Genomic DNA, 19,017 nt, shown 5'->3' with positions numbered 1-19,017 from the left:
TTCACTGCGTACGCTCCTGAATATGGATATGCACACTGTGGTGGTGGGGACGTCCGGGGTGACCGCGTCCGACGTGCTCGCCGTGGCGCGCGGCGGCGCCCGGGTCGAGCTTTCCGCGGAGGCGGCGCAGGCCCTCGCCGCCGCCCGCGAGATCGTGGAAGCGCTGGCCGCCAAGCCCGAGCCCGTCTACGGCGTCAGCACCGGCTTCGGCGCCCTGGCGACCCGGCACATCAGCCAGGAGCTGCGTGCCCAGCTGCAGCGCAACATCGTCCGCTCGCACGCCGCGGGCCTGGGGCCGCGGGTGGAGCGGGAAGTCGTACGGGCCCTGATGTTCCTGCGGCTCAAGACCGTCTGCTCCGGACACACGGGCGTGCGGCCCGAGGTCGCGCAGACCATGGCCGACGTCCTCAACGCCGGCATCACCCCCGTCGTCCACGAGTTCGGCTCCCTCGGCTGCTCCGGCGACCTCGCCCCGCTCTCCCACTGTGCCCTCACGCTCATGGGCGAGGGGGACGCTGAGGGTCCGGACGGCGTCGTACGGCCCGCCGGTGAGCTGCTCGCCGAGCACGGCATCGCCCCCGTCGAGCTGCGCGAGAAGGAGGGCCTCGCCCTGCTCAACGGCACCGACGGCATGCTCGGCATGCTGGTCATGGCCCTCGCCGACCTGGACATGCTCTACAAGTCGGCCGACGTGACCGCGGCCCTGTCGCTGGAGGCGCTCCTCGGCACGGACAAGGTCCTCGCCCCCGAGCTGCACGCCATCCGCCCGCACCCCGGACAGGGCGCCGCCGCCGCCAACATGCTGGCCGTGCTGAAGGGTTCGGAGCTCACCGGGCACCACCAGGACGACGCCCCGCGCGTCCAGGACGCCTACTCGGTGCGCTGCGCGCCGCAGGTCGCCGGTGCCGGGCGGGACACCATGGCGCACGCCCGGCTGGTCGCGGAGCGCGAGCTGGCGTCCGCCGTCGACAACCCGGTCGTCCTGCCCGACGGGCGCGTCGAGTCCAACGGCAACTTCCACGGCGCCCCGGTGGCGTACGTCCTGGACTTCCTCGCCATCGCCGCCGCGGACCTCGCGTCCATCGCCGAGCGCCGCACCGATCGGCTGCTCGACAAGAACCGCAGCCACGGCCTGCCGCCGTTCCTCGCGGACGACGCCGGTGTGGACTCCGGGCTCATGATCGCCCAGTACACGCAGGCCGCGCTGGTGAGCGAGATGAAGCGGCTCGCCGTACCGGCGTCCGCCGACTCGATCCCCTCCTCCGCCATGCAGGAGGACCACGTCTCCATGGGCTGGTCGGCCGCCCGCAAGCTGCGCACCGCCGTCGACAACCTCACGCGCGTGGTCGCCGTCGAGCTGTACGCCGCCACCCGCGCCGTCGAACTGCGCGAGGGCCTGACCCCGGCGCCCGCCTCGCAGGCGGCCATCGCGGCCCTGCGGGCGGCGGGAGTTCAGGGTCCCGGTCCCGACCGGTTCCTCGCGCCCGACCTCGCCGCCGCGGACGCGTTCGTGCGCGCCGGGCATCTGGTCGCCGCGGTCGAGACGGTGACCGGGCCGCTGCAGTAGCGGCGATCAACAGCAGTCAACAGCAGTCGCGCTCAACACGGAGGGGCCCTGTCGTCCGTACGACAGGGCCCCGAAGCGTCAACTGAGCTTGGCCGCCTGCGCCTTGATGACTTCGGCGGGGATGCTGTACTTGTCCTGCTTGCCGGCCAGGGCCGCCAGGCTGATCGAGTAGTACGTGGCGACCGTGGAGCCGTGGCGCACGACCTCGCCGTGCACCGTCGTCGTGTCGCCGTCGACCTTGCCGGTCACGGCGAACGCCACCGACTCGTCACCGGTCTTGGAGGACTTCTCCTCGGCGACCTTCGTGAACTTCTGGGTGTCCTGGCCCTTCGCCGACACCGTGAACCCGCTCGCACAGCCGGCGACCGCGTCCGCGACGGACTTCATGGTCTGTTCGGCCGCCCCGCCGTCGTACGAGGAGAGCGAGACGATCGTCATCGTGGAGCCCATGATGTCCTGGAGGCTGTCCTCGAGGTCGTCGAGCGACTCGTCGGAGGTGCTCGTGGACGTCGGCTCGGTGCTCTTCTCGGTGGCCATCCGGTTGACGTACGCGCTCTCGTCGCCCGGTGCGAAGCCGGTCAGGACGTAGCCGAGCGGCTCGCACTTCGCGTCGGTGGCCGTCACCTGGTCCTTGGACTCGGCGAACTTGCCGCCGGTGTCGGCGGACTGGACCTCGTAGCCGTCGAGGTCCGCCTTGCCGATGATCAGCTTCTTCAGCTCGGCCGCGCTGAACGCCTTCGCGGCCGCAGTCGACGAGGAGCCCTTGTCCGCCGAGTCCTTGGAGTCCTCGGAGCCGGAATCCCCGCCGCATCCCGTGATGAGGGCGAGCGACAGCACGCTCACGGCAACCGTGGCGCTCGTGCGCACCCTCGATGATCTCTTCATGAGCGGACTATGAAGTCCTCGTCAAAGAAACGTCAAGCGAATTCAAAAACCGAGGCGTTCCCGGCGCACCGAATACACCACGAACCCGGCGCCGACCCCGAGGAAGAGGGTGCCGCCGATGACGTAGGGAGTGGTGTCGAAGGCTCCCGTGTCGGCGAGTTGGGTCTCGGCGCCGGCCGAGTCCGTGGTCGCCGACGCGACCCGCGCCTGCGTCGTGACCTGTGAACTCGGGGTCGCCGAAGGCGCTGTTCTCGCCGGCTCGTCCCCCGTCGCCTTGGCGGTGGGAACGAACCACAGGGCGCACAGCAGGGTGCCTGCGGCGGTGGCGGTCAGCAACGGACGGCGAGCGGATGACACGGAATATCGATCCCCTTGTGGCGCTGGCGAATTGGCCGTGTGGAGCGATGTTAGTGAAAGGCGCGGGTCACAGGAAAGTCACGGGGGCGATGGGCTTTACGCTCCGGGCATGAGCACTGAAGAGACATCACGTTTTGTCCGCCTACGGGTGGAACTCGTCCTCGAGGTCGACGATCCCGGCGCGCTGACCAAGGCGGCCTTGCGGCGTCTTTCCGAGGAGAACGACATGCCGGCCGAGGAGCGGGTCCACGCCGAGGACGCTGTGACGGAAGACACCGCGGAGGCCCTCGCCTGTCTCGTGGATCCGTTCGACCTGGTCAACGCGGTGCCGGGGATCGAACTCGCGCAGGCCTCCTGGTCGAGCGAGCCGATCGACTACGACCCGGATTCGCCGGAATGGGACCTGGACGGGGATGATGAGGACGCGGACGACGAAGACGAGGGGGCCGACGGCGTCTCCTGAGCAGCTTGGGGAAATGGTGACCCCGGGTGGCAACCGCCGTCCGGGGTTTCGTCGTCTCAGGTGGCGCACTGACCGTCATCCGCACCGACCGCCCCGGCGGACGTGGTGTGCCCCACACATCTCAGGCATGTGGAACGGGACGAACCGGTCGTAGCGTTGAAGTGCGTCAACGGGGTCTCTCGGGGTTTTTGGGGATACGGCAACGATGGAGAAGCGTGTGATGACGAACAGTAAGCGGCGCAGGGTCCTGGTGGCCGCGTCCGCACTGCTCGGCGGTGTGCTGGTGCTTTCGGCCTGTTCCGGCGGCGACGACAAGGCCTCCGGCAGCAGCGAGGACACCTCGCAGGCCAAGGCCGACGAGGCCGCGGCCAAGAAGACCTCCGCGGCGGAGATCAAGATCACGCCAAAGGACGGCTCGGACAACGCCTCCATCAACAACTCCGCGGCCGTCACTGTCAGCAAGGGCACGCTCACCGGTGTGACCATGAAGACCGCCGACGGCGGCGCGGTCGCCGGCCAGCTGTCCGCCGACAAGCTGACCTGGAAGCCCAGCGCCCAGCTGGAGCGCTCGACCACCTACAAGGTCGCCGCCGAGGCCAAGGACTCCAACGGCCGCGTCGCGCACGAGAACGCCTCGTTCACCACGGTCTCCCCGACCAACAGCTTCATAGGCAACTTCACGCCCGAGGACGGCTCCACCGTCGGCGTGGGCATGCCGGTGTCGATCAACTTCGACAAGGCGATCACCAACAAGGCCGCCGTCCAGAAGGGCATCACGGTCACCTCCAGCACCGGTCAGGAGGTCGTCGGTCACTGGTTCAACGCCAACCGCATCGACTTCCGCCCCGAGGACTACTGGAAGGAGAACTCGACCATCACGCTGAAGCTCGCGCTCGACGGCGTCGAGGGCGCCTCCGGTGTCTACGGCGTGCAGCAGAAGACGGTCACCTTCCACATCGGCCGCAACCAGGTCTCCTACGTCGACGCGAAGACCAAACAGATGAAGGTCACGCAGGACGGCAAGACCGTCAAGACCATCCCGATCTCGGCCGGTTCGCCGGACAACAAGACGTACAACGGCGTCATGGTGATGTCCGAGAAGTTCAAGGAGACGCGCATGAACGGCGCGACCGTGGGCTTCACCGACGACGACGGCAAGGGCGAGTACGACATCAAGGACGTGCCGCACGCCATCCGGCTGACCAACTCCGGCACCTTCGTGCACGGCAACTACTGGGGCGCGAAGTCCGTCTTCGGCAGCGTCAACACCAGCCACGGCTGCGTGGGCCTGTCGGACACCAAGGGCGCCAACGACAAGGGCACGCCGGGCTACTGGTTCTACAACGGCTCGATCGTCGGTGACGTCGTGGTGGTCTCCAACACCGGCGACAAGACGGTCCAGCCGGACAACGGCCTCAACGGGTGGAACCTCAGCTGGGCGGACTGGAAGGCCGGTTCGGCCGTCTGACCCACCGCCGGTTCACAGCTTTCCGATGCCGCCCCCAGGGGCGGCATCGGTGTTTCTGGGGCCTTTCTGGGCCCTTTCTGGGGTTCGCCACAGCCTTCTCATGCAGCTCTTATGTCTGGCTTATTCAGTCATCACGGGGCGTCCCTACCGTGCGGCCATGTTCTTCACCTACCTGAGGCGCGAACTGCGCCGCCGCAGAAAGGCGGCCCTCGTCGTCGCCTCCGGCCTCGCGCTGGGTATCGCGCTGGTCATCGTGGTCAGCTCCGTGTCGTCCGGAATGGGGAAGGCCCAGGACAAGGTCCTCCAGTCGCTCTACGGCCTCGGGACGGACATGACGGTCACCAAGGCGGCCACACCGACCGCGAGCAACTCGCAGCGCCCGCGCTTCCAGTTCGACGCGCGGGGCAGCGGCGACGACTCGAAGCAGAGCAGCGACCGGGTCATGGTGCAGGGCTTCACGACCCTGGCCTCCTCGACCGTCGGCAAAGTCGGTGACCAGAAGGGCGTCTCGTCCGCGGTGGGCGGGCTGAGCCTCAACGTGGTGAAGGTCAACGGCCAGTTCACCCGCGGGCAGTTCCAGCAGAACCAGAACTCCGGCAGCGGTCAGCAGGGTGGCCGCGGCCAGGGCAACGGCGGCAGCAGCGGGCAGCCGCAGGGCGAAGTGCGGGGCGGCGGCGCCGACTTCAGCCTCAACACGTACTCGGTCTACGGCACCGACGTCACCAGGACCGGCCTCGGCCCGCTGACCTCCTCCAAGCTCACCAGCGGCCGTACCTTCAAGACGACCGAGACGAACGCCAAGGTGGTGGTGGCCGACTCCGCCTACGCCAAGGAGAAGAAGTACAAGGTCGGTTCGACCGTCACCATCAAGAGCGTCAAGTTCAAGGTGATCGGCATCGCGACCGCGGACAGCGGTGACGCGGCGGCCAACCTGTACGTCCCGCTGAAGCAGGCGCAGACGCTGGCCGGCGAGAAGAACAAGGTCACCACGATCTACGTCAAGGCGAGCAATTCCCAGCAGATCGACTCCGTCAAGTCGACCATCCAGAAGAACGTCTCGGGCACGACGGTCACCACGTCCACCGACCTCGCGAAGACGGTCTCCGGCTCGCTGTCCACCGCGTCCTCCCTGGCCACCAACGTCGGCAAGTGGCTGTCGATCGCGGTGCTGGTCGCCGCCTTCCTGGTGGCCGGTCTGCTGACCTCCTCGGCGGTGTCCCGCCGGGTGCGCGAGTTCGGCACGCTCAAGGCGCTGGGCTGGAGGTCGGGCCGGGTCACCCGGCAGGTGGTCGGCGAGGCCGTCGTCAACGGCCTGGTCGGCGGCGCGCTGGGCATCGCGCTCGGCCTGGCGGGCGCCTACGTCGTCACGGCCATCAGCCCCACGCTGCAAGCCCAGTTGGGCGGTGGCGGCGGCGATGCGGGGGGCCGCGGCGGGTTCGGCGGTGGCGGCGGCTTCGGCGGCCCCGGCCGGCAGGCGGCGAAGTCTCTGGAGGTCGCCCTCACCGCGCCGGTGAGTCTCACGACCATCGCGCTGGCGGTGGCTCTCGCGGTGGCCGGTGGCCTGATTGCCGGAGCCTTCGGCGGCTGGCGCGCATCACGGCTCCGTCCGGCGGACGCACTGCGCCGCGTCGAGTAACGGTCCGTCCCGGCCGGCGGGGACCGCAGCCACCCAGGGGCGCGGGGCTCCGTCCGACATTCGGCTCCGCCGCGCGCGGGCGACACAAGCCCCCACCGGCCCGCAGCCGGCCGACCACCCGCACCACTCACGAACCCGACCCAGGAGCCAGCCACATGTACGAACTAAAAGGCGTCACCAAGCGCTACACCCGAGCCAAGGACACCGTCACCGCACTGGACGCCGTGGACCTGACCATCGCCGACGGCGACCGCCTGGTCATCCAGGGCCCCACCGGCGGCGGCAAATCCACCCTCCTGCAGATGCTCGGCGGCCTCGACCGGCCCACCGCCGGTGAAGTCGTCCTGGACGGCACCGACTTGGCCAAGCTCTCCGAGGCCCGCCTCACCGACGTCCGCAGCGAGAACATCGGCTTCGTCTTCCAGTCCTTCAACCTGATCCCGACGCTCACCGCCCAGGAGAACGTCGAGACCGCCCTCGTACCCCTCGGCGTGAAGGGGAAGGACCGGCGCGAACGGGCCGCCGAGGCGCTGAAGTCGGTCGGTCTGGGGGAGCGGCTCGGGCACCTGCCCGGCGAGATGTCCGGCGGTCAGCAGCAGCGCGTCGCCATCGCCCGCGCGCTGGTGAAGGAGCCGAAGGTGCTGCTCGCCGACGAACCCACCGGAAATCTCGACGAGTCGATGCGCGACGAGATCATGGAGGTGCTGGAGCGCATGTGGAAGGAGCTCGGGCTGACGTTCATCATGGTCACCCACGACTCCGCGATCGCGAAGAAGGCCCCGCGCGTGGCCACGATCCGCAAGGGCCGGATCTCCGTGAAGGAGAACGCGGGCGCGTAACGGTCGAGAGACCCGCCTCTTACCTTTCTCTCATATCTCTTGAGGAGTCCGATCACCCCCCGGCATACTGCGTGTTCCGGGGGGTGTACGCGCATGCGTGCGAGACCACCCCCGGCCGGGTGACGAGGGGAATGCGCCCGGCACTTCATCTCCAGGGGGAGACTTGCGCAGACAAGTGAAAAGAGCATGCGCGGCAACGATCGCCACAGCGGCGGCAGTTGCCCTTGCGGCGGGAATGACCAGCCCGGCGCAGGCGGCCAAGTCCGAGCAGGCGAGCGCCACTTCGAAGGCCGCCTCGCTCGCCACGAAGCACCGCATCACACTGATCACGGGTGACCGTGTCGCCGTCGACGCGAAGGGCCGGGTCGTCGGGCTGGAACCGGCGAAGGGCCGCGAGCACATACCCGTGCAGATACGCAAGGCCGACGGGCACACCCTGGTCGTACCGGCCGACGTCGCCCGCATGATCGCGACCGGCAAGGTCGACCAGCGGCTGTTCGACGTCACCGAGCTCAACAAGGCCACCACCCGCAAGTCCCAGAAGCAGGGCCTGAAGGTCATCGTCGGCTACCAGGGCGCCGCCTCGGCCGCCAAGGCCGACGTCCGTGACGCGGGCAGGCTCCGCGACAGCCTCACGTCCCTGAACGCGGACGCGGTGCAGACGCCCAAGCAGGACGCGCCCGAGCTGTGGGACGCGGTCACCAACGGCGACAAGGCCGCCTCCGGCATCGCGCACGTCTGGCTCGACGGCGTCCGCAAGGCCAGCCTCGACAAGTCCGTGCCGCAGATCGGCGCCCCCACGGCATGGGCCGCCGGCTACACCGGCAAGGGCGTCAAGATCGCCGTCCTCGACACCGGCATCGACGCGACCCACCCGGACCTCAAGGGCCAGGTCGTCGCCGAGAAGAACTTCTCCACCTCGCCCGACGCCACCGACAAGTTCGGTCACGGCACGCATGTCGCGTCCATCGCGGCCGGCACCGGCGCGAAGTCGGGCGGCAAGTACAAGGGTGTCGCCCCGGACGCCAAGCTGCTCAACGGCAAGGTGCTCAGCGACGACGGCTTCGGCGACGACTCCCAGATCCTCGCGGGCATGGAGTGGGCGGCCGATCAGGGCGCCGACGTCATCAACCTGAGCCTGGGCGGCGGCGACACCCCGGAGATCGACCCGCTCGAGGCCGAGGTCAACAAGCTCTCGGAGGAGAAGGGCATCCTGTTCGCGATCGCCGCCGGCAACGACGGCGACTTCGGCGAGCAGACCATCGGCTCCCCGGGCAGCGCGGCCGACGCCCTGACCGTCGGCGCGGTCGACGACAACGACAAGCTGGCGTCCTTCTCCAGCCGCGGCCCCGGCCTCGACGGGCAGATCAAGCCCGACGTGACCGCTCCCGGCGTGGACATCACGGCGGCCGCGGCCCCGGGCAGCCTCATCGACAAGGAGGTCGGCGAGAAGCCGGCCGGCTACCTGACCATCTCGGGTACGTCGATGGCGACCCCGCATGTCGCGGGCGCGGCGGCGCTGCTCAAGCAGCAGCACCCCGACTGGAAGTTCTCGGAGCTCAAGGGCGCGCTGACCGGGTCCGCGAAGGGCGGCAAGTACACGCCGTTCCAGCAGGGTTCGGGCCGTATCGCCGTCGACAAGGCCATCAAGCAGTCCGTGATCGCCGACCCGGTGTCGGTGAGCTTCGGCACCCAGCAGTGGCCGCACACCGACGACAAGCCGGTCACCAAGCAGCTGACGTACCGCAACCTCGGTACAAAGGACGTCACGCTGAAGCTGGCGGCGACCGCCACCAACCCGAAGGGCCAGGCGGCACCCGTCGGCTTCTTCAAGCTCGGTGCCACCACGGTCACGGTCCCGGCGGGCGGCAAGGCCTCCGTGGACCTGTCGGTCGACACCAAGCTGGGCGGCACTCTCGACGGCGCGTACTCCGCGTACGTCACGGCGACGGGCGACGGGCAGAGCGTGCGGACGGCCGCTGCCGTGCAGCGCGAGGTCGAGTCGTACGACGTCACGCTGAAGTTCATCGGGCGTGACGGTCAGCCGGCGAAGAACTACGACGCGAGCCTGGCCGGCGTCTCCGGCCTCGGCAAGGAGAAGTTCTACTCGCCCTACGACGCCTCCGGCACCGTCACCGTGCGGCTGCCCAAGGGCGGCTACATCCTCGACACCAGCGTCATCGTGGACCCGACGGACGCCACCAAGGGCATCGACTGGCTGGCCCAGCCGAAGCTGGACGTCACCAAGAACACGACGATCACGCTGGACGCGCGGACCGCGAAGCCGGTCGACATCACCGTGCCGGACGCGGCCGCCAAGTCGGTGTTCGCGTCGCCCGGTTACGACCGCGAGGTCGGCAACTCCGGCTGGAGCTTCGGCTGGTTCCTCGACTCGTACGACAACTTCCACTCCAAGGGCCTCGGCCCGCAGATCACCGACGGTTCGCTGACCCAGCAGTGGGAGGGTCACTGGACCAAGGGCACCGACGAGGAGTACGACACCACGGCCGGCGCGGTGGTCAAGCAGCTCGCCACCGGTTACACCAAGCACTACAAGGCGTCCGAGCTGGCCACGGTGAAGGTCGGCCTCGGCGCCGCGGCGAGCGGCAAGAAGGGTGCGCTCAGCGCCATGGGCTGGCTGCCCATCGCAAGCTCCGCCTCCTCGGTCGGCGTCCCGCAGACCCTGCCCGGCACCCGGAAGCTGCACCTGTCCACCGCGGGCGGCGTGCGGTGGAACCTGGAGTTCGAGCAGTACGGCGGTACCGACGCGGACGGCTTCCCGATCGGCGAGGCGGGCTACACGATCGGCGCCGCGCAGACCTTCAAGGCGGGCCAGACCTACTCGAAGACGTTCAACACGGCCGTCTTCGGACCGCATCTGAACGCCGACTTCGGCCTGTACCGCGACGGCAACAGCATCTACGGCATCGTCCCGCTGTTCGCCGACGGCAAGACCCACGCGGGCTCCTCGGTCTTCACCTCGGTCAACACGACCCTCTACCGCAACGGCACCAAGGTCGGCTCCAACACCGACCCGCTGTTCGGCGACGGCGAGTTCAAGGTCCCGGCCGGCGAGGCCGACTACAAGCTCACCACCTCGGTGAAGCGCAGCGTCAAGGTCGCGGCGGCCTCCACCCGCATCGACGCGAGCTGGACGTTCCGCTCCAAGAAGCCGTCCGACCTGACCAAGCTCCCCGCGTCCACGGCCCGCTTCGACGCGGCCACGGACCTGGGCAGCAAGGTCGAGGCCGGCAAGACGGTCTCCGTCCCGGTGGTCGTCGAGGGTTCCGCCAAGGGCAGCAACCTCAAGTCGCTGTCGGTGTACGTGTCGTACGACTACGGCCAGACCTGGAAGAAGGTCAGCGTGGTGGGCGGCAAGATCAAGGTGAAGAACCCGGAGAAGGGGAAGGCCATCTCCTTCCACGCCAAGATCACCGACAAGAAGAACAACAAGTCGACGATCTCGATCTACAACGCGTACTACGGCAAGTGAGTCCCCGTAGTCCGCTGCAGTAGGCCATGAGCGAACGGCCCGCCGGAAGTACAGCTTCCGGCGGGCCGTTCGTGTTTCCGTGGGCGCATGACCACACAGACCGTCGAGTACATCCGCTACCGCATCCCGGAAGACCGCTCGGCGGAGTTCCTCGCCGCCTACACGCGCGCCGCGGTCCAGCTGGCGGCGGCACCGCAGTGCGTGGACTACGAACTGGCGCGCTGCGAGGAGGACTTCGAGCACTACGTCCTGCGCATCACCTGGACGTCCTCGCAGGCCCACACGGAGGGCTTCCGCACGTCGGAGCTGTTCCCCGACTTCCTCGCGGAGATCCGCCCGTACATCGACAACATCGACGAGATGCGCCACTACAAGCCGACCACGGTCCGCGGCACGGGCGCGTCGGTCCCCACGCTGTACGACTGGGCGGGCGGCGCGGAGGCCTTCTCCCGACTCACCGAGGCCTTCTACGACAAGGTCCTCAAGGACGACCTCCTGGCACCGCTCTTCGCGGACCTGGCCCCCGAGCACGCGGAACACGTCGCGCTCTGGCTCGGCGAGGTCTTCGGCGGCCCCGCCTCCTACTCCCTGACCCAGGGCGGCCACGGCCACATGGTCGCCAAGCACTTCGGCAAGAACATCACCGAGCCCCAGCGCCGCCGCTGGGTCAACCTCATCCAGGACGCGGCGGACGAGGCCGGCCTGCCGACGGACGCGGAGTTCCGCTCGGCGTTCGTCGCCTACGTGGAGTGGGGGACCAGGCTCGCGGTGTACTTCTCCGGCCCGGACGCGAAGCCGCCCGCCGAGCAGCCGGTGCCGAGGTGGAACTGGGGGGCGATGCCGCCGTATCAGGGGTGATCCGTGTCGGAGCGTGATCCGCATCAGGGGTGATCCGTCATACCGGAGGCCGCGGCCGGTCCATTAGGGTCGCCGCATGACCGCCGCCGTCACCGCCATGATCACCGCCGTCGTCGGTGTCCTCGGTACCCTCTTCGCCCCGGTCCTCAGCCAGCGGCTCACCGCACGGCAGCGGGCGGACGAGGCCGAACTCGCCGAGCACAGGCGGGGGTTCGAGGACCGGCGGTCCGCGTACACGGCGATGAACCGCGCCTCACGCCAGTTCCACACCCTCCTCAAGGACGGGCTGCACCGGCTCCGCGACGGCGTCTACACGGAGCAGGACCGCGACCAGCTGGAGGAGGCGCGCCGGGACTACCGGGACCGGTACGCGGAGGCGCAGATGGTGGTGCCCGAGCGCATCCTGGACGCCTCGCGGACCCTGAACTCGGTCCTCGCCGGCATCGACGCCGAGCTCAAGCGGCTCGACAGGGGGCTGGCCCGCGAGGGCGAGAGCGCCGAGCAGGCCCTGCTCGACCTGAAGGACGCCGAGCCCCGGCTGTCGGCGATGCGGCTGCTGATGCGGGAGGACCTGGGCGTCGCGGACTGATCCGGCGACCGATCCGGTGCACGACCCGGCGGCCGGTCACACCTGCCCGGTCGCCGACCCCGTGCCCGCGCGCGTCGCGTCCGTCCCCCAGCTCGCCAGCAGGCGCAGCGCGTCGGCGGACGGGGAGCCCGGTTCCGGGTGGTAGACGACCAGTGACTGGTCCCGGTCGTCGTTGACCTTGAACGACTCGAAGTTCAGGGACAGTTCCCCCACCAGCGGATGGCGCAGGCGCTTGATGCCGTGGCTCTTCTCCTTGACGTCGTGCGTCGCCCACAGCCGCCGGAAGTCCTCGCTCTTCACGGACAGTTCGCCCACGAGAGCCGACAGCCGGGGGTCGTCCGGATGGCAGCCGGCGTCCATGCGCAGCGCGCACACGATGTCGATCGCCTTCTGTTCCCACTCCAGGTACAGGTCCCGGTACTCGGGCCGCAGGAACACCAGCCGCGCCCAGTTCCGCTCCTGCACCGGCAGCTCCGCCCAGTCGCCGAAGACCGCGGCCGCCATCCTGTTCCACGCCAGGATGTCCGAGCGCCGCCCCACGATGTACGCCGGCACCCCGTCCATCGTGTCCAGCAGCTGCCGCAGCGCCCCGCGCACCTGCTGGGTCCGCCCCGCCGGCTTCTTCTTGTGCTGCTTCGGCTTGGCGAGGTGTGTGAGGTGCGCTTGCTCGGCGTCCGTCAGCCGCAGGGCGCGCGCGATGGAGTCGAGCACCTCCGCCGACACGTTCCGCCCGTTGCCCTGCTCCAGGCGCGTGTAGTACGCCACCGAGACGCCCGCCAGCTGCGCCAGCTCCTCGCGCCGCAGCCCGGGCACCCGGCGGTGCCGCCCGAAGTCCGGCAGCCCCACGTCCTCCGGCTTCAGCCGGGCACGCCGGGTGCGCAGGAACTCGCTGAGCTCGGCACGCCGGTCCAGAGCCCCGGTCGGCTCATGTATGCGATCGGGCTGTTCGTCCATGGCTCAAGTATTCACCGTCGTACGTCCACCATCCTGACCCCGCCAGTAGTAGGCACAGCGGACGTACGCAGAGGCGGGGGCTGGGTGAATCCCGTACGGTCCGGCAAGCTGGGCGACATGCCCGGTCAGAAGGCAGCCGGGCGCGTAACCACTGCTAGGAGACCCCTCGGCATGACCACTGTTGCTGCGTACGCCGCCCCCGCCGCGAAGGCTCCGCTGGAGCGCACCACGATCGAGCGCCGCGCGGTCGGTGAGTTCGACATCCTGATCGACATCAAGTTCGCCGGCATCTGCCACTCCGACATCCACCAGGCGCAGGAGGGCTGGGGCAAGGCGATCTTCCCGATGGTCCCGGGCCACGAGATCGCGGGCATCGTCTCCGAGGTCGGCTCCGGTGTCACCAAGCACGCCGTCGGCGACCGCGTGGGCGTCGGCTGCCTCGTCGACTCCTGCCGTGAGTGCGACAACTGCAAGGCCGGCCTGGAGCAGTACTGCACCGGCGGCAGCGTCGGCACGTACAACGCCCTCGACAAGCAGGGCGAGCCCACCTACGGCGGCTACTCGGAGAAGATCGTCGTCGACGAGAACTTCGTCGTCCGCATCCCCGAGGGCCTGTCGCTCGACGTGGCCGCGCCCCTGCTCTGCGCCGGCATCACCACGTACTCCCCGCTGAAGCACTGGAACGCCGGCCCCGGCAAGAAGGTCGCGATCCTCGGCATGGGCGGTCTCGGCCACATGGGCGTCAAGATCGCGCACGCGCTGGGCGCGGAGGTCACGGTCCTCTCGCAGTCCCTGCGCAAGAAGGACGACGGCCTGAAGCTGGGCGCCGACCACTACTACGCGACCAGCGACGAGGACACCTTCAAGGAGCTGAAGGGCACCTTCGACCTCATCCTCTCCACGGTCTCGGCCCCGCTGAACCTGGACGCGTTCCTGTCCCTGCTGAGGACGGACGGCGCGTTCGTGAACGTCGGCGCCCCCGAGGAGCCCGTCAAGCTCAACCTGTTCTCGGTGATCGGCGGCCGCAAGACCCTCGCCGGCTCCGGCATCGGCGGCATCCAGGAGACCCAGGAGATGCTGGACTTCTGCGCCGAGCACGGCTTCGGCTCCGAGATCGAGCTGATCCGCGCGGACGAGATCAACGAGGCGTACGAGCGCGTGCTCTCCAGCGACGTCCGCTACCGCTTCGTGATCGACACCGCGACGATCTGATCCATCCGGTCCATGGTGGTTGAGGGGCCCCGACGCGACGGCTGTCGGGGCCCCTCAGCGCGTCGCCGTACGCCGCCCCAGCAGCCACAGCAGATACGGCCCGCCGACGAGCGAGGTGAGCGCCCCGACCGGGATCTCCAGCGGGGGCAGCAGCGTACGGGCGGCGAGATCGGCGGCGACGAGCACCACAGCACCCGTCAACGCGGCGTTGAGAAGCGGTAGTTGGGTTGTCCGGGTGAGCCGACGGGCCAGCTGCGGCGCGGTGAGCGCGACGAACCCGATGGGTCCCGCGGCGCCGGTCGCGGTGGCGGCGAGGACGACACCGAGGACGGTGAGCCCGAGCCGCACCCGGTCGACGCGGACCCCCAGCCCGGCAGCGGTCTCGGGATCGAGCCCGAGGGGCCGCAGCATCCGCCCGGCCCACACCAGCGCGGGCACCGACAGCAGGAGTACGACGCCCAGGGGCCCCGCCTGCTCCCAGCCCCGTCCGTTGAGACTGCCGGTCAGCCACAGCTTGACCTGCTCGGCGGCCTCGAGCTCGCTGTCGGTGAGATACAGCTGCACGACGGCGGACAGCGCGACGCCGATCCCGACCCCGATGAGCACGAACCGACTCGGCTGCATCCCGCGCCGCCAGGCCAGCACATAGACGAGCGCGGCCGCCGCGAGCCCGCCCGCGACGGACACGACGGGCAGCGCACCGGGCGAGGCGACGGCCCCGGTGGCGAGCGCCAGCACGGTCGCGGCGGCGGCCCCGTGCCCGACACCGATCACGTCGGGACTGGCGAGCGGATTCCGCGTGACACTCTGCACCAGCGCTCCGGCGAGCCCGAGGGCAGCGCCGACGAGGGCCCCGAGCACGATCCGGGGGACGCGCAGCTCACCGACGACGAGTTCGTACGGCCCCGCTCCGGTACGCATCGTGCGCCACACCTCGCCCGGCGAGATGTACGTCTGCCCGAGACAGGCGGAGGCGAGCATGAGGGCTGCGAGGAGGACGAGGAGCCCGACGGCGACGACGGCTGAGCGGCGGTGAAGGAGGAGGGAGACGCGGGAGTGGGGACGGAGGACGGTGTGGCCGCCGGCCAGGCTACGGGTGGCCGGTGCCGTCACGCCGGAGACGGTCGCTGCTCGCAGGCCGAGGCCGGCCGATGCCGTCGCGGTGCGGGCAGTCGCCGCTCCCGGGTCGTGGTCCGCCAGAGGTTCCGCAGCTGTGGGCGGTCGTGCCGCCGTGGTGGCGCCCGTCCCCGAGCGAGCGGCACCCCGCGGGTGCGGGCGAGCGGAACCCACTCCCGCCCAGCCCCGCCGCCGGGTCCTCTTCACGCGACGGCCCCCTTCCGCCGCACCAGCACCACCAGCACCGGCACTCCCACCAACGCCGTCATGACCCCCGCCGGCACCTCCGCGGGAGCCCGCACCACCCGCCCCGCCACATCCGCTCCCAGCAGCAGCGCAGCCCCGAGCAACCCGGACAGGGGCAGCACCACCCGTTGCCCCCCGGTCACCAGCCGCCGAGCCAGATGCGGCACCGCGAGCCCCACGAACGCGATCGGTCCGGCGGCGGCGACCGCGGCCGCCGTCAGCAGCGTCGCCCCGAGCGCCGCACACCCTCGTACGAGATGCACCCGATGCCCCAGCGCCCGCGCCGTCTCGTCGCCGAGGGCCAGCGCGTCCAACCCCCGTGCACAGGCCAGCACCAGCACCGCGCCGACCGCCAGAAACGGCAGCATCCGTACGACGGTGTCGGCGTCCCGGCCACTCAACGCCCCCACCTGCCAGAACCGGAACTGGTCCAGCGTCGCCGAACTCGACGTCAGCACAACGGTCGTCCCGCCGGCCGTCATCGCGGACAACGCGGTCCCGGCGAGCGCCAGTTTCACCGGCGACGCCCCGCCCCGCCCGCGCGCGGCGATCCCGTACACCAGGCACGCGGCGACGACGGCGCCGGCGAAGGCGTACCAGACGTAGCCGCCGAAGCCGTTCGCGAGGCCGAGGGCGATGGCTGCCACGACGCCCGCCGCCGCACCCTGGCTCAGTCCCAGGATCCCCGGGTCGGCGAGCGGGTTGCGGGTGACGGCCTGCAGTGCGGCTCCCGCGACCCCCAGCGCGGCGCCCGCCGTCAGCCCGACCTCCGTGCGCGGCAGCCGCAGCGACCGTACGACGAGCGCGTCCGGCGAACTCCCGCCGTGCAGCAGGGCGTCGAGCACGGCGGACGGCGGCACGGAACGGGTGCCGACGGCGAGGCTGAGCAGCGCCGCGACCACCAGTGCCAGGACGGCCGCGGGCCAGGCGAGACGCCGGCTCACAAGCCTCACGGACGCCTCACTTGCCGAGGCGCTCGGCGAGCTGACGTACGACCAGACGCGCGGCGGCCGGACCGGCGTTGAGGTACCACGGGTCGTCGTCGACCTTCACCGCGTGCCCCGCCTTCACGGCCTTCATCGACTTCCACAGCGGCCCGGCCACCACGCTCGCCGCATCCGTCCTGCCCGCGTCCCCCTGCACCGAGTAGAAGATCCAGTCCCCGTCCGCGGTGTCGATGCTCTCCGCACCGATGTCCTGCGAAATCGCCTTGAACTGCTGCGACTTGGGCCGCTTCAGCCCCATGTCCACGGCGATGGACCCGGTGAAGGACGAGACACCGAACATGCGCGTACGGTCCGGGGTGAACCGCACCATGGAGACCACCGGATCGCCTTCGACGCCCTGCCCCTTCTTCGCCGCGTCGGCAACGATGTCATCCAGCAGCCCCTGCGCCCGCTGCCCCTTGCCGACCGCCTCGCCGACGAGCAGCAGGTCGCGCTTCCAGTTGACGCCGTTGCCGGCGGTGATCACCGTGGGCGCGATCTTCGACAGCTTGGGATAGAGGTCGCCGAGCGAGTCGTTGGCCAGGATCAGGTCCGGCTGGGCCGCCGCGAGCGTCTCCAGATTGGGCGCCTGCCGCGTGCCCGCGTCGGTCATGCCGGCGAGCTTCGACTTGTACATCGGGAAGGCGTCCGCCAAGTAGTCGGGGACGAGGCCCGCGTTGTCGGCGCGAGTGGTGGCCGTCGGCACGATCCCGAGGGAGAGCAGGTCGTCGAGCTGCCCGGTGCTGAGCACGGCGATCTTCTTCGGGGCGGCCTTGATGGTCGTCTTCCCCTCGAAGTGCGTGACGGTCCGGGGGAACGCCCCGTCCTTGTCCGTGTCCGCGCCCATGCCGTCGGCGAGCGCGCTGGGCGCGGCGGACGGCCCTTCGGAGGCGCCGATGACCTGGTTGCGCGAGCCGTCCCCCTTCTTGGCATCACCCGCGCCGCTGCTCGCGGTCGAGCAGCCGGCCAGCAGCCCTCCGACGATGCTCGCGGCCACAACGGCCTTCATTCCCACCACTGCGCGCACGACCGCTCCGATCCATTTGCTAAGGCAAGCCTTACCTTAACTTCTCTCCGGAGTATGTTGGGCGTGAGGAGGCCCACACGATGACCGTGCAGCTGAACCACACCATCGTCGCCGCGCACGACAAGAAGGCGTCGGCCCAGTTCCTCGCCGACATCCTGGGGCTCGAAGCAGGCCCGCAGTACGGCCCGTTCATCCCCGTCGAGATCCCGAACGGCGTGACCCTCGACTACATGGAGGCGTCCGGCGACATCGCGTCGCAGCACTACGCGTTCCTGGTGTCCGAGGGCGACTTCGACGTCATATTCGCGCGCATCCAGGAGGCGGGCCTGACCTACTGGGCGGACCCCTTCCATCGGCGCAGCGGCGAGATCAACCGCAACGACGGCGGGCGGGGCGCGTACTTCGAGGACCCCAGCGGGCACAACCTGGAGATCCTCACCAGGCCGTACGGCAGCGGGAGTTGATCAGTCGGCGAGGATGCCGGGGGCTGTGGGAGCGGAGGGGGAGGAGGGGGAGGAGGGGGTGGCGGGGACGGCGGGGATGAACTCGCCGGCCCGGTAGGACCGTACGAGAATGCCCCCGTCGGCGGACGGCCGTACGGAATGGGCGCGCCCGAGGCCCGAGACCCGGGCGCGCGCTTCGTCCGCACCGAACTCCACCACCGTGTTCTCGTCGATGGCGACGCCGTGCCGGAGCCCGTGTTTCGTGACCGCGGCGATCAACCGCGGCAGGGTTCCCCACTGCGCGGCGTGCACGTCCACGGCGAAGGGCACGAGCCCGAACCCGGCCCGTACGTCGATCTCCTCCAGGTCCTCGGCGGTGTCCTCGTGACACACGGGAACGCCGTCGTCGAGCCACCCTCCGACGAGAGCGTGCCGTGCGGCGACCACGGCACCCGCGGAGAAACCGGCGTACGGAATGCCGAACTCGGCGAGCATGGAGGGCAGTTGGCCCAGACACCCGGCGAACGCCTCCTGATACGCGGGCGTCAGCCCACCGCAGACCAGAAGCCCGTCCAGACCCTGGAGGCGGTCGGGGTCGAACGTCGCGCCGAGCGGCACGAGCAGCGGTACCGGGCTGCAGTCCGCGACCTTCCGCAGTACGGCGTCGTAGCGACCGAACTGCTCCTCGCCGCCGCCGCCGCCTCCGTCACCCTCGCCTTCGTCCAGGACGAGACACCCGATGCGCGGGCCGGTGGCCGCCCGGAGGAAGGGCTCGTAGACGGCGCGTGCGGCCGTCGCGTCCCAGCCACCGCCGATCAGGAACGTACGACTGCCCATCAATGCCCCCCACATTCTTTCCGCCGACCGGTCACACCGCC

At 70.0% G+C, this 19,017-nt stretch carries 17 protein-coding genes; 10 read left to right on the top strand and 7 right to left on the bottom strand.

The window, feature by feature from the left end; translation table 11 throughout:
- Positions 1-28: 28 nt before the first annotated feature.
- Positions 29-1,567 carry a histidine ammonia-lyase gene (gene hutH, locus OG303_RS19880; protein ID WP_405877374.1) on the top strand — a complete coding sequence of 513 codons (1,539 nt, stop codon included), beginning with the start codon at positions 29-31 and terminating at the stop codon, positions 1,565-1,567.
- Positions 1,568-1,645: 78 nt separating this feature from the next.
- Here hutH and OG303_RS19875 read toward each other — a convergent pair whose 3' ends face one another.
- A complete protein-coding gene (locus OG303_RS19875; RefSeq protein WP_405869747.1) occupies positions 1,646-2,452 on the bottom strand; it encodes a hypothetical protein in 807 nt (268 codons plus the stop codon).
- 42 nt (positions 2,453-2,494) lie between these two features.
- On the bottom strand, positions 2,495-2,809 hold the full coding sequence (locus OG303_RS19870) for a hypothetical protein (protein WP_405869746.1): 315 nt from the start codon (positions 2,807-2,809) through the stop codon (positions 2,495-2,497).
- Positions 2,810-2,918: 109 nt separating this feature from the next.
- Between OG303_RS19870 and OG303_RS19865 the strand changes: the two genes are divergently transcribed.
- The 7 genes from OG303_RS19865 (at position 2,919) to OG303_RS19835 (ending at position 12,155) form a co-directional block, all read left to right on the top strand.
- Entirely contained in the window at positions 2,919-3,272 is a 354-nt protein-coding gene (locus tag OG303_RS19865; RefSeq protein ID WP_405869745.1) for a hypothetical protein, read from the top strand.
- Between the two features lie 205 nt (positions 3,273-3,477).
- The gene (locus OG303_RS19860; RefSeq protein WP_405869744.1) at positions 3,478-4,740 is read left to right on the top strand and encodes an Ig-like domain-containing protein; all 1,263 of its coding nucleotides are present in this window, start codon (positions 3,478-3,480) and stop codon (positions 4,738-4,740) included.
- A 157-nt stretch (positions 4,741-4,897) separates the two neighbouring features.
- On the top strand, positions 4,898-6,376 hold the full coding sequence (locus tag OG303_RS19855; protein WP_405869743.1) for an ABC transporter permease: 1,479 nt from the start codon (positions 4,898-4,900) through the stop codon (positions 6,374-6,376).
- A gap of 155 nt (positions 6,377-6,531) precedes the next feature.
- Positions 6,532-7,215, top strand: coding sequence for an ABC transporter ATP-binding protein (locus OG303_RS19850; protein ID WP_405869742.1), 684 nt, complete (start codon positions 6,532-6,534; stop codon positions 7,213-7,215).
- Between the two features lie 175 nt (positions 7,216-7,390).
- Positions 7,391-10,708: a S8 family peptidase gene (locus tag OG303_RS19845; protein WP_405877372.1), complete on the top strand. Its 3,318-nt coding sequence runs from the start codon at positions 7,391-7,393 to the stop codon at positions 10,706-10,708.
- Positions 10,709-10,795: 87 nt separating this feature from the next.
- Positions 10,796-11,566, top strand: coding sequence for a group II truncated hemoglobin (locus tag OG303_RS19840; RefSeq protein WP_405869741.1), 771 nt, complete (start codon positions 10,796-10,798; stop codon positions 11,564-11,566).
- Positions 11,567-11,642: 76 nt separating this feature from the next.
- Complete coding sequence (locus OG303_RS19835; protein WP_405869740.1) at positions 11,643-12,155, top strand: hypothetical protein; 513 nt, start codon at positions 11,643-11,645, stop codon at positions 12,153-12,155.
- A gap of 36 nt (positions 12,156-12,191) precedes the next feature.
- On the opposite strand, the gene OG303_RS19830 is transcribed toward OG303_RS19835, so the two are convergent.
- Complete coding sequence (locus OG303_RS19830) at positions 12,192-13,109, bottom strand: helix-turn-helix domain-containing protein (protein ID WP_405869739.1); 918 nt, start codon at positions 13,107-13,109, stop codon at positions 12,192-12,194.
- A 171-nt stretch (positions 13,110-13,280) separates the two neighbouring features.
- Between OG303_RS19830 and OG303_RS19825 the strand changes: the two genes are divergently transcribed.
- Positions 13,281-14,321 (top strand): NAD(P)-dependent alcohol dehydrogenase, encoded by a 1,041-nt coding sequence (locus OG303_RS19825; RefSeq protein WP_405869738.1) that lies wholly within the window; start codon positions 13,281-13,283, stop codon positions 14,319-14,321.
- 54 nt (positions 14,322-14,375) lie between these two features.
- On the opposite strand, the gene OG303_RS19820 is transcribed toward OG303_RS19825, so the two are convergent.
- The 3 genes from OG303_RS19820 to OG303_RS19810 all read right to left on the bottom strand — a co-directional run bounded on the left by OG303_RS19820 (position 14,376) and on the right by OG303_RS19810 (position 17,678).
- Complete coding sequence (locus OG303_RS19820) at positions 14,376-15,434, bottom strand: FecCD family ABC transporter permease (protein WP_405869737.1); 1,059 nt, start codon at positions 15,432-15,434, stop codon at positions 14,376-14,378.
- A gap of 206 nt (positions 15,435-15,640) precedes the next feature.
- Entirely contained in the window at positions 15,641-16,627 is a 987-nt protein-coding gene (locus OG303_RS19815; protein WP_405877370.1) for a FecCD family ABC transporter permease, read from the bottom strand.
- Between the two features lie 16 nt (positions 16,628-16,643).
- Entirely contained in the window at positions 16,644-17,678 is a 1,035-nt protein-coding gene (locus tag OG303_RS19810; protein ID WP_405877368.1) for an ABC transporter substrate-binding protein, read from the bottom strand.
- Between the two features lie 98 nt (positions 17,679-17,776).
- Between OG303_RS19810 and OG303_RS19805 the strand changes: the two genes are divergently transcribed.
- Positions 17,777-18,160 (top strand): VOC family protein, encoded by a 384-nt coding sequence (locus OG303_RS19805; RefSeq protein ID WP_405869736.1) that lies wholly within the window; start codon positions 17,777-17,779, stop codon positions 18,158-18,160.
- Here the strand turns inward: OG303_RS19805 and OG303_RS19800 are convergent, their stop codons facing one another.
- Entirely contained in the window at positions 18,161-18,976 is an 816-nt protein-coding gene (locus OG303_RS19800; protein WP_405869735.1) for a hypothetical protein, read from the bottom strand.
- Positions 18,977-19,017 lie beyond the last annotated feature (41 nt).

It is taken from the genome of Streptomyces sp. NBC_00005 (assembly GCF_045160215.1).
Classification (GTDB): domain Bacteria; phylum Actinomycetota; class Actinomycetes; order Streptomycetales; family Streptomycetaceae; genus Streptomyces.
Note: the sequence above shows the minus strand (reverse complement) of the source record. Positions and strands in the feature narration are given on the sequence as shown.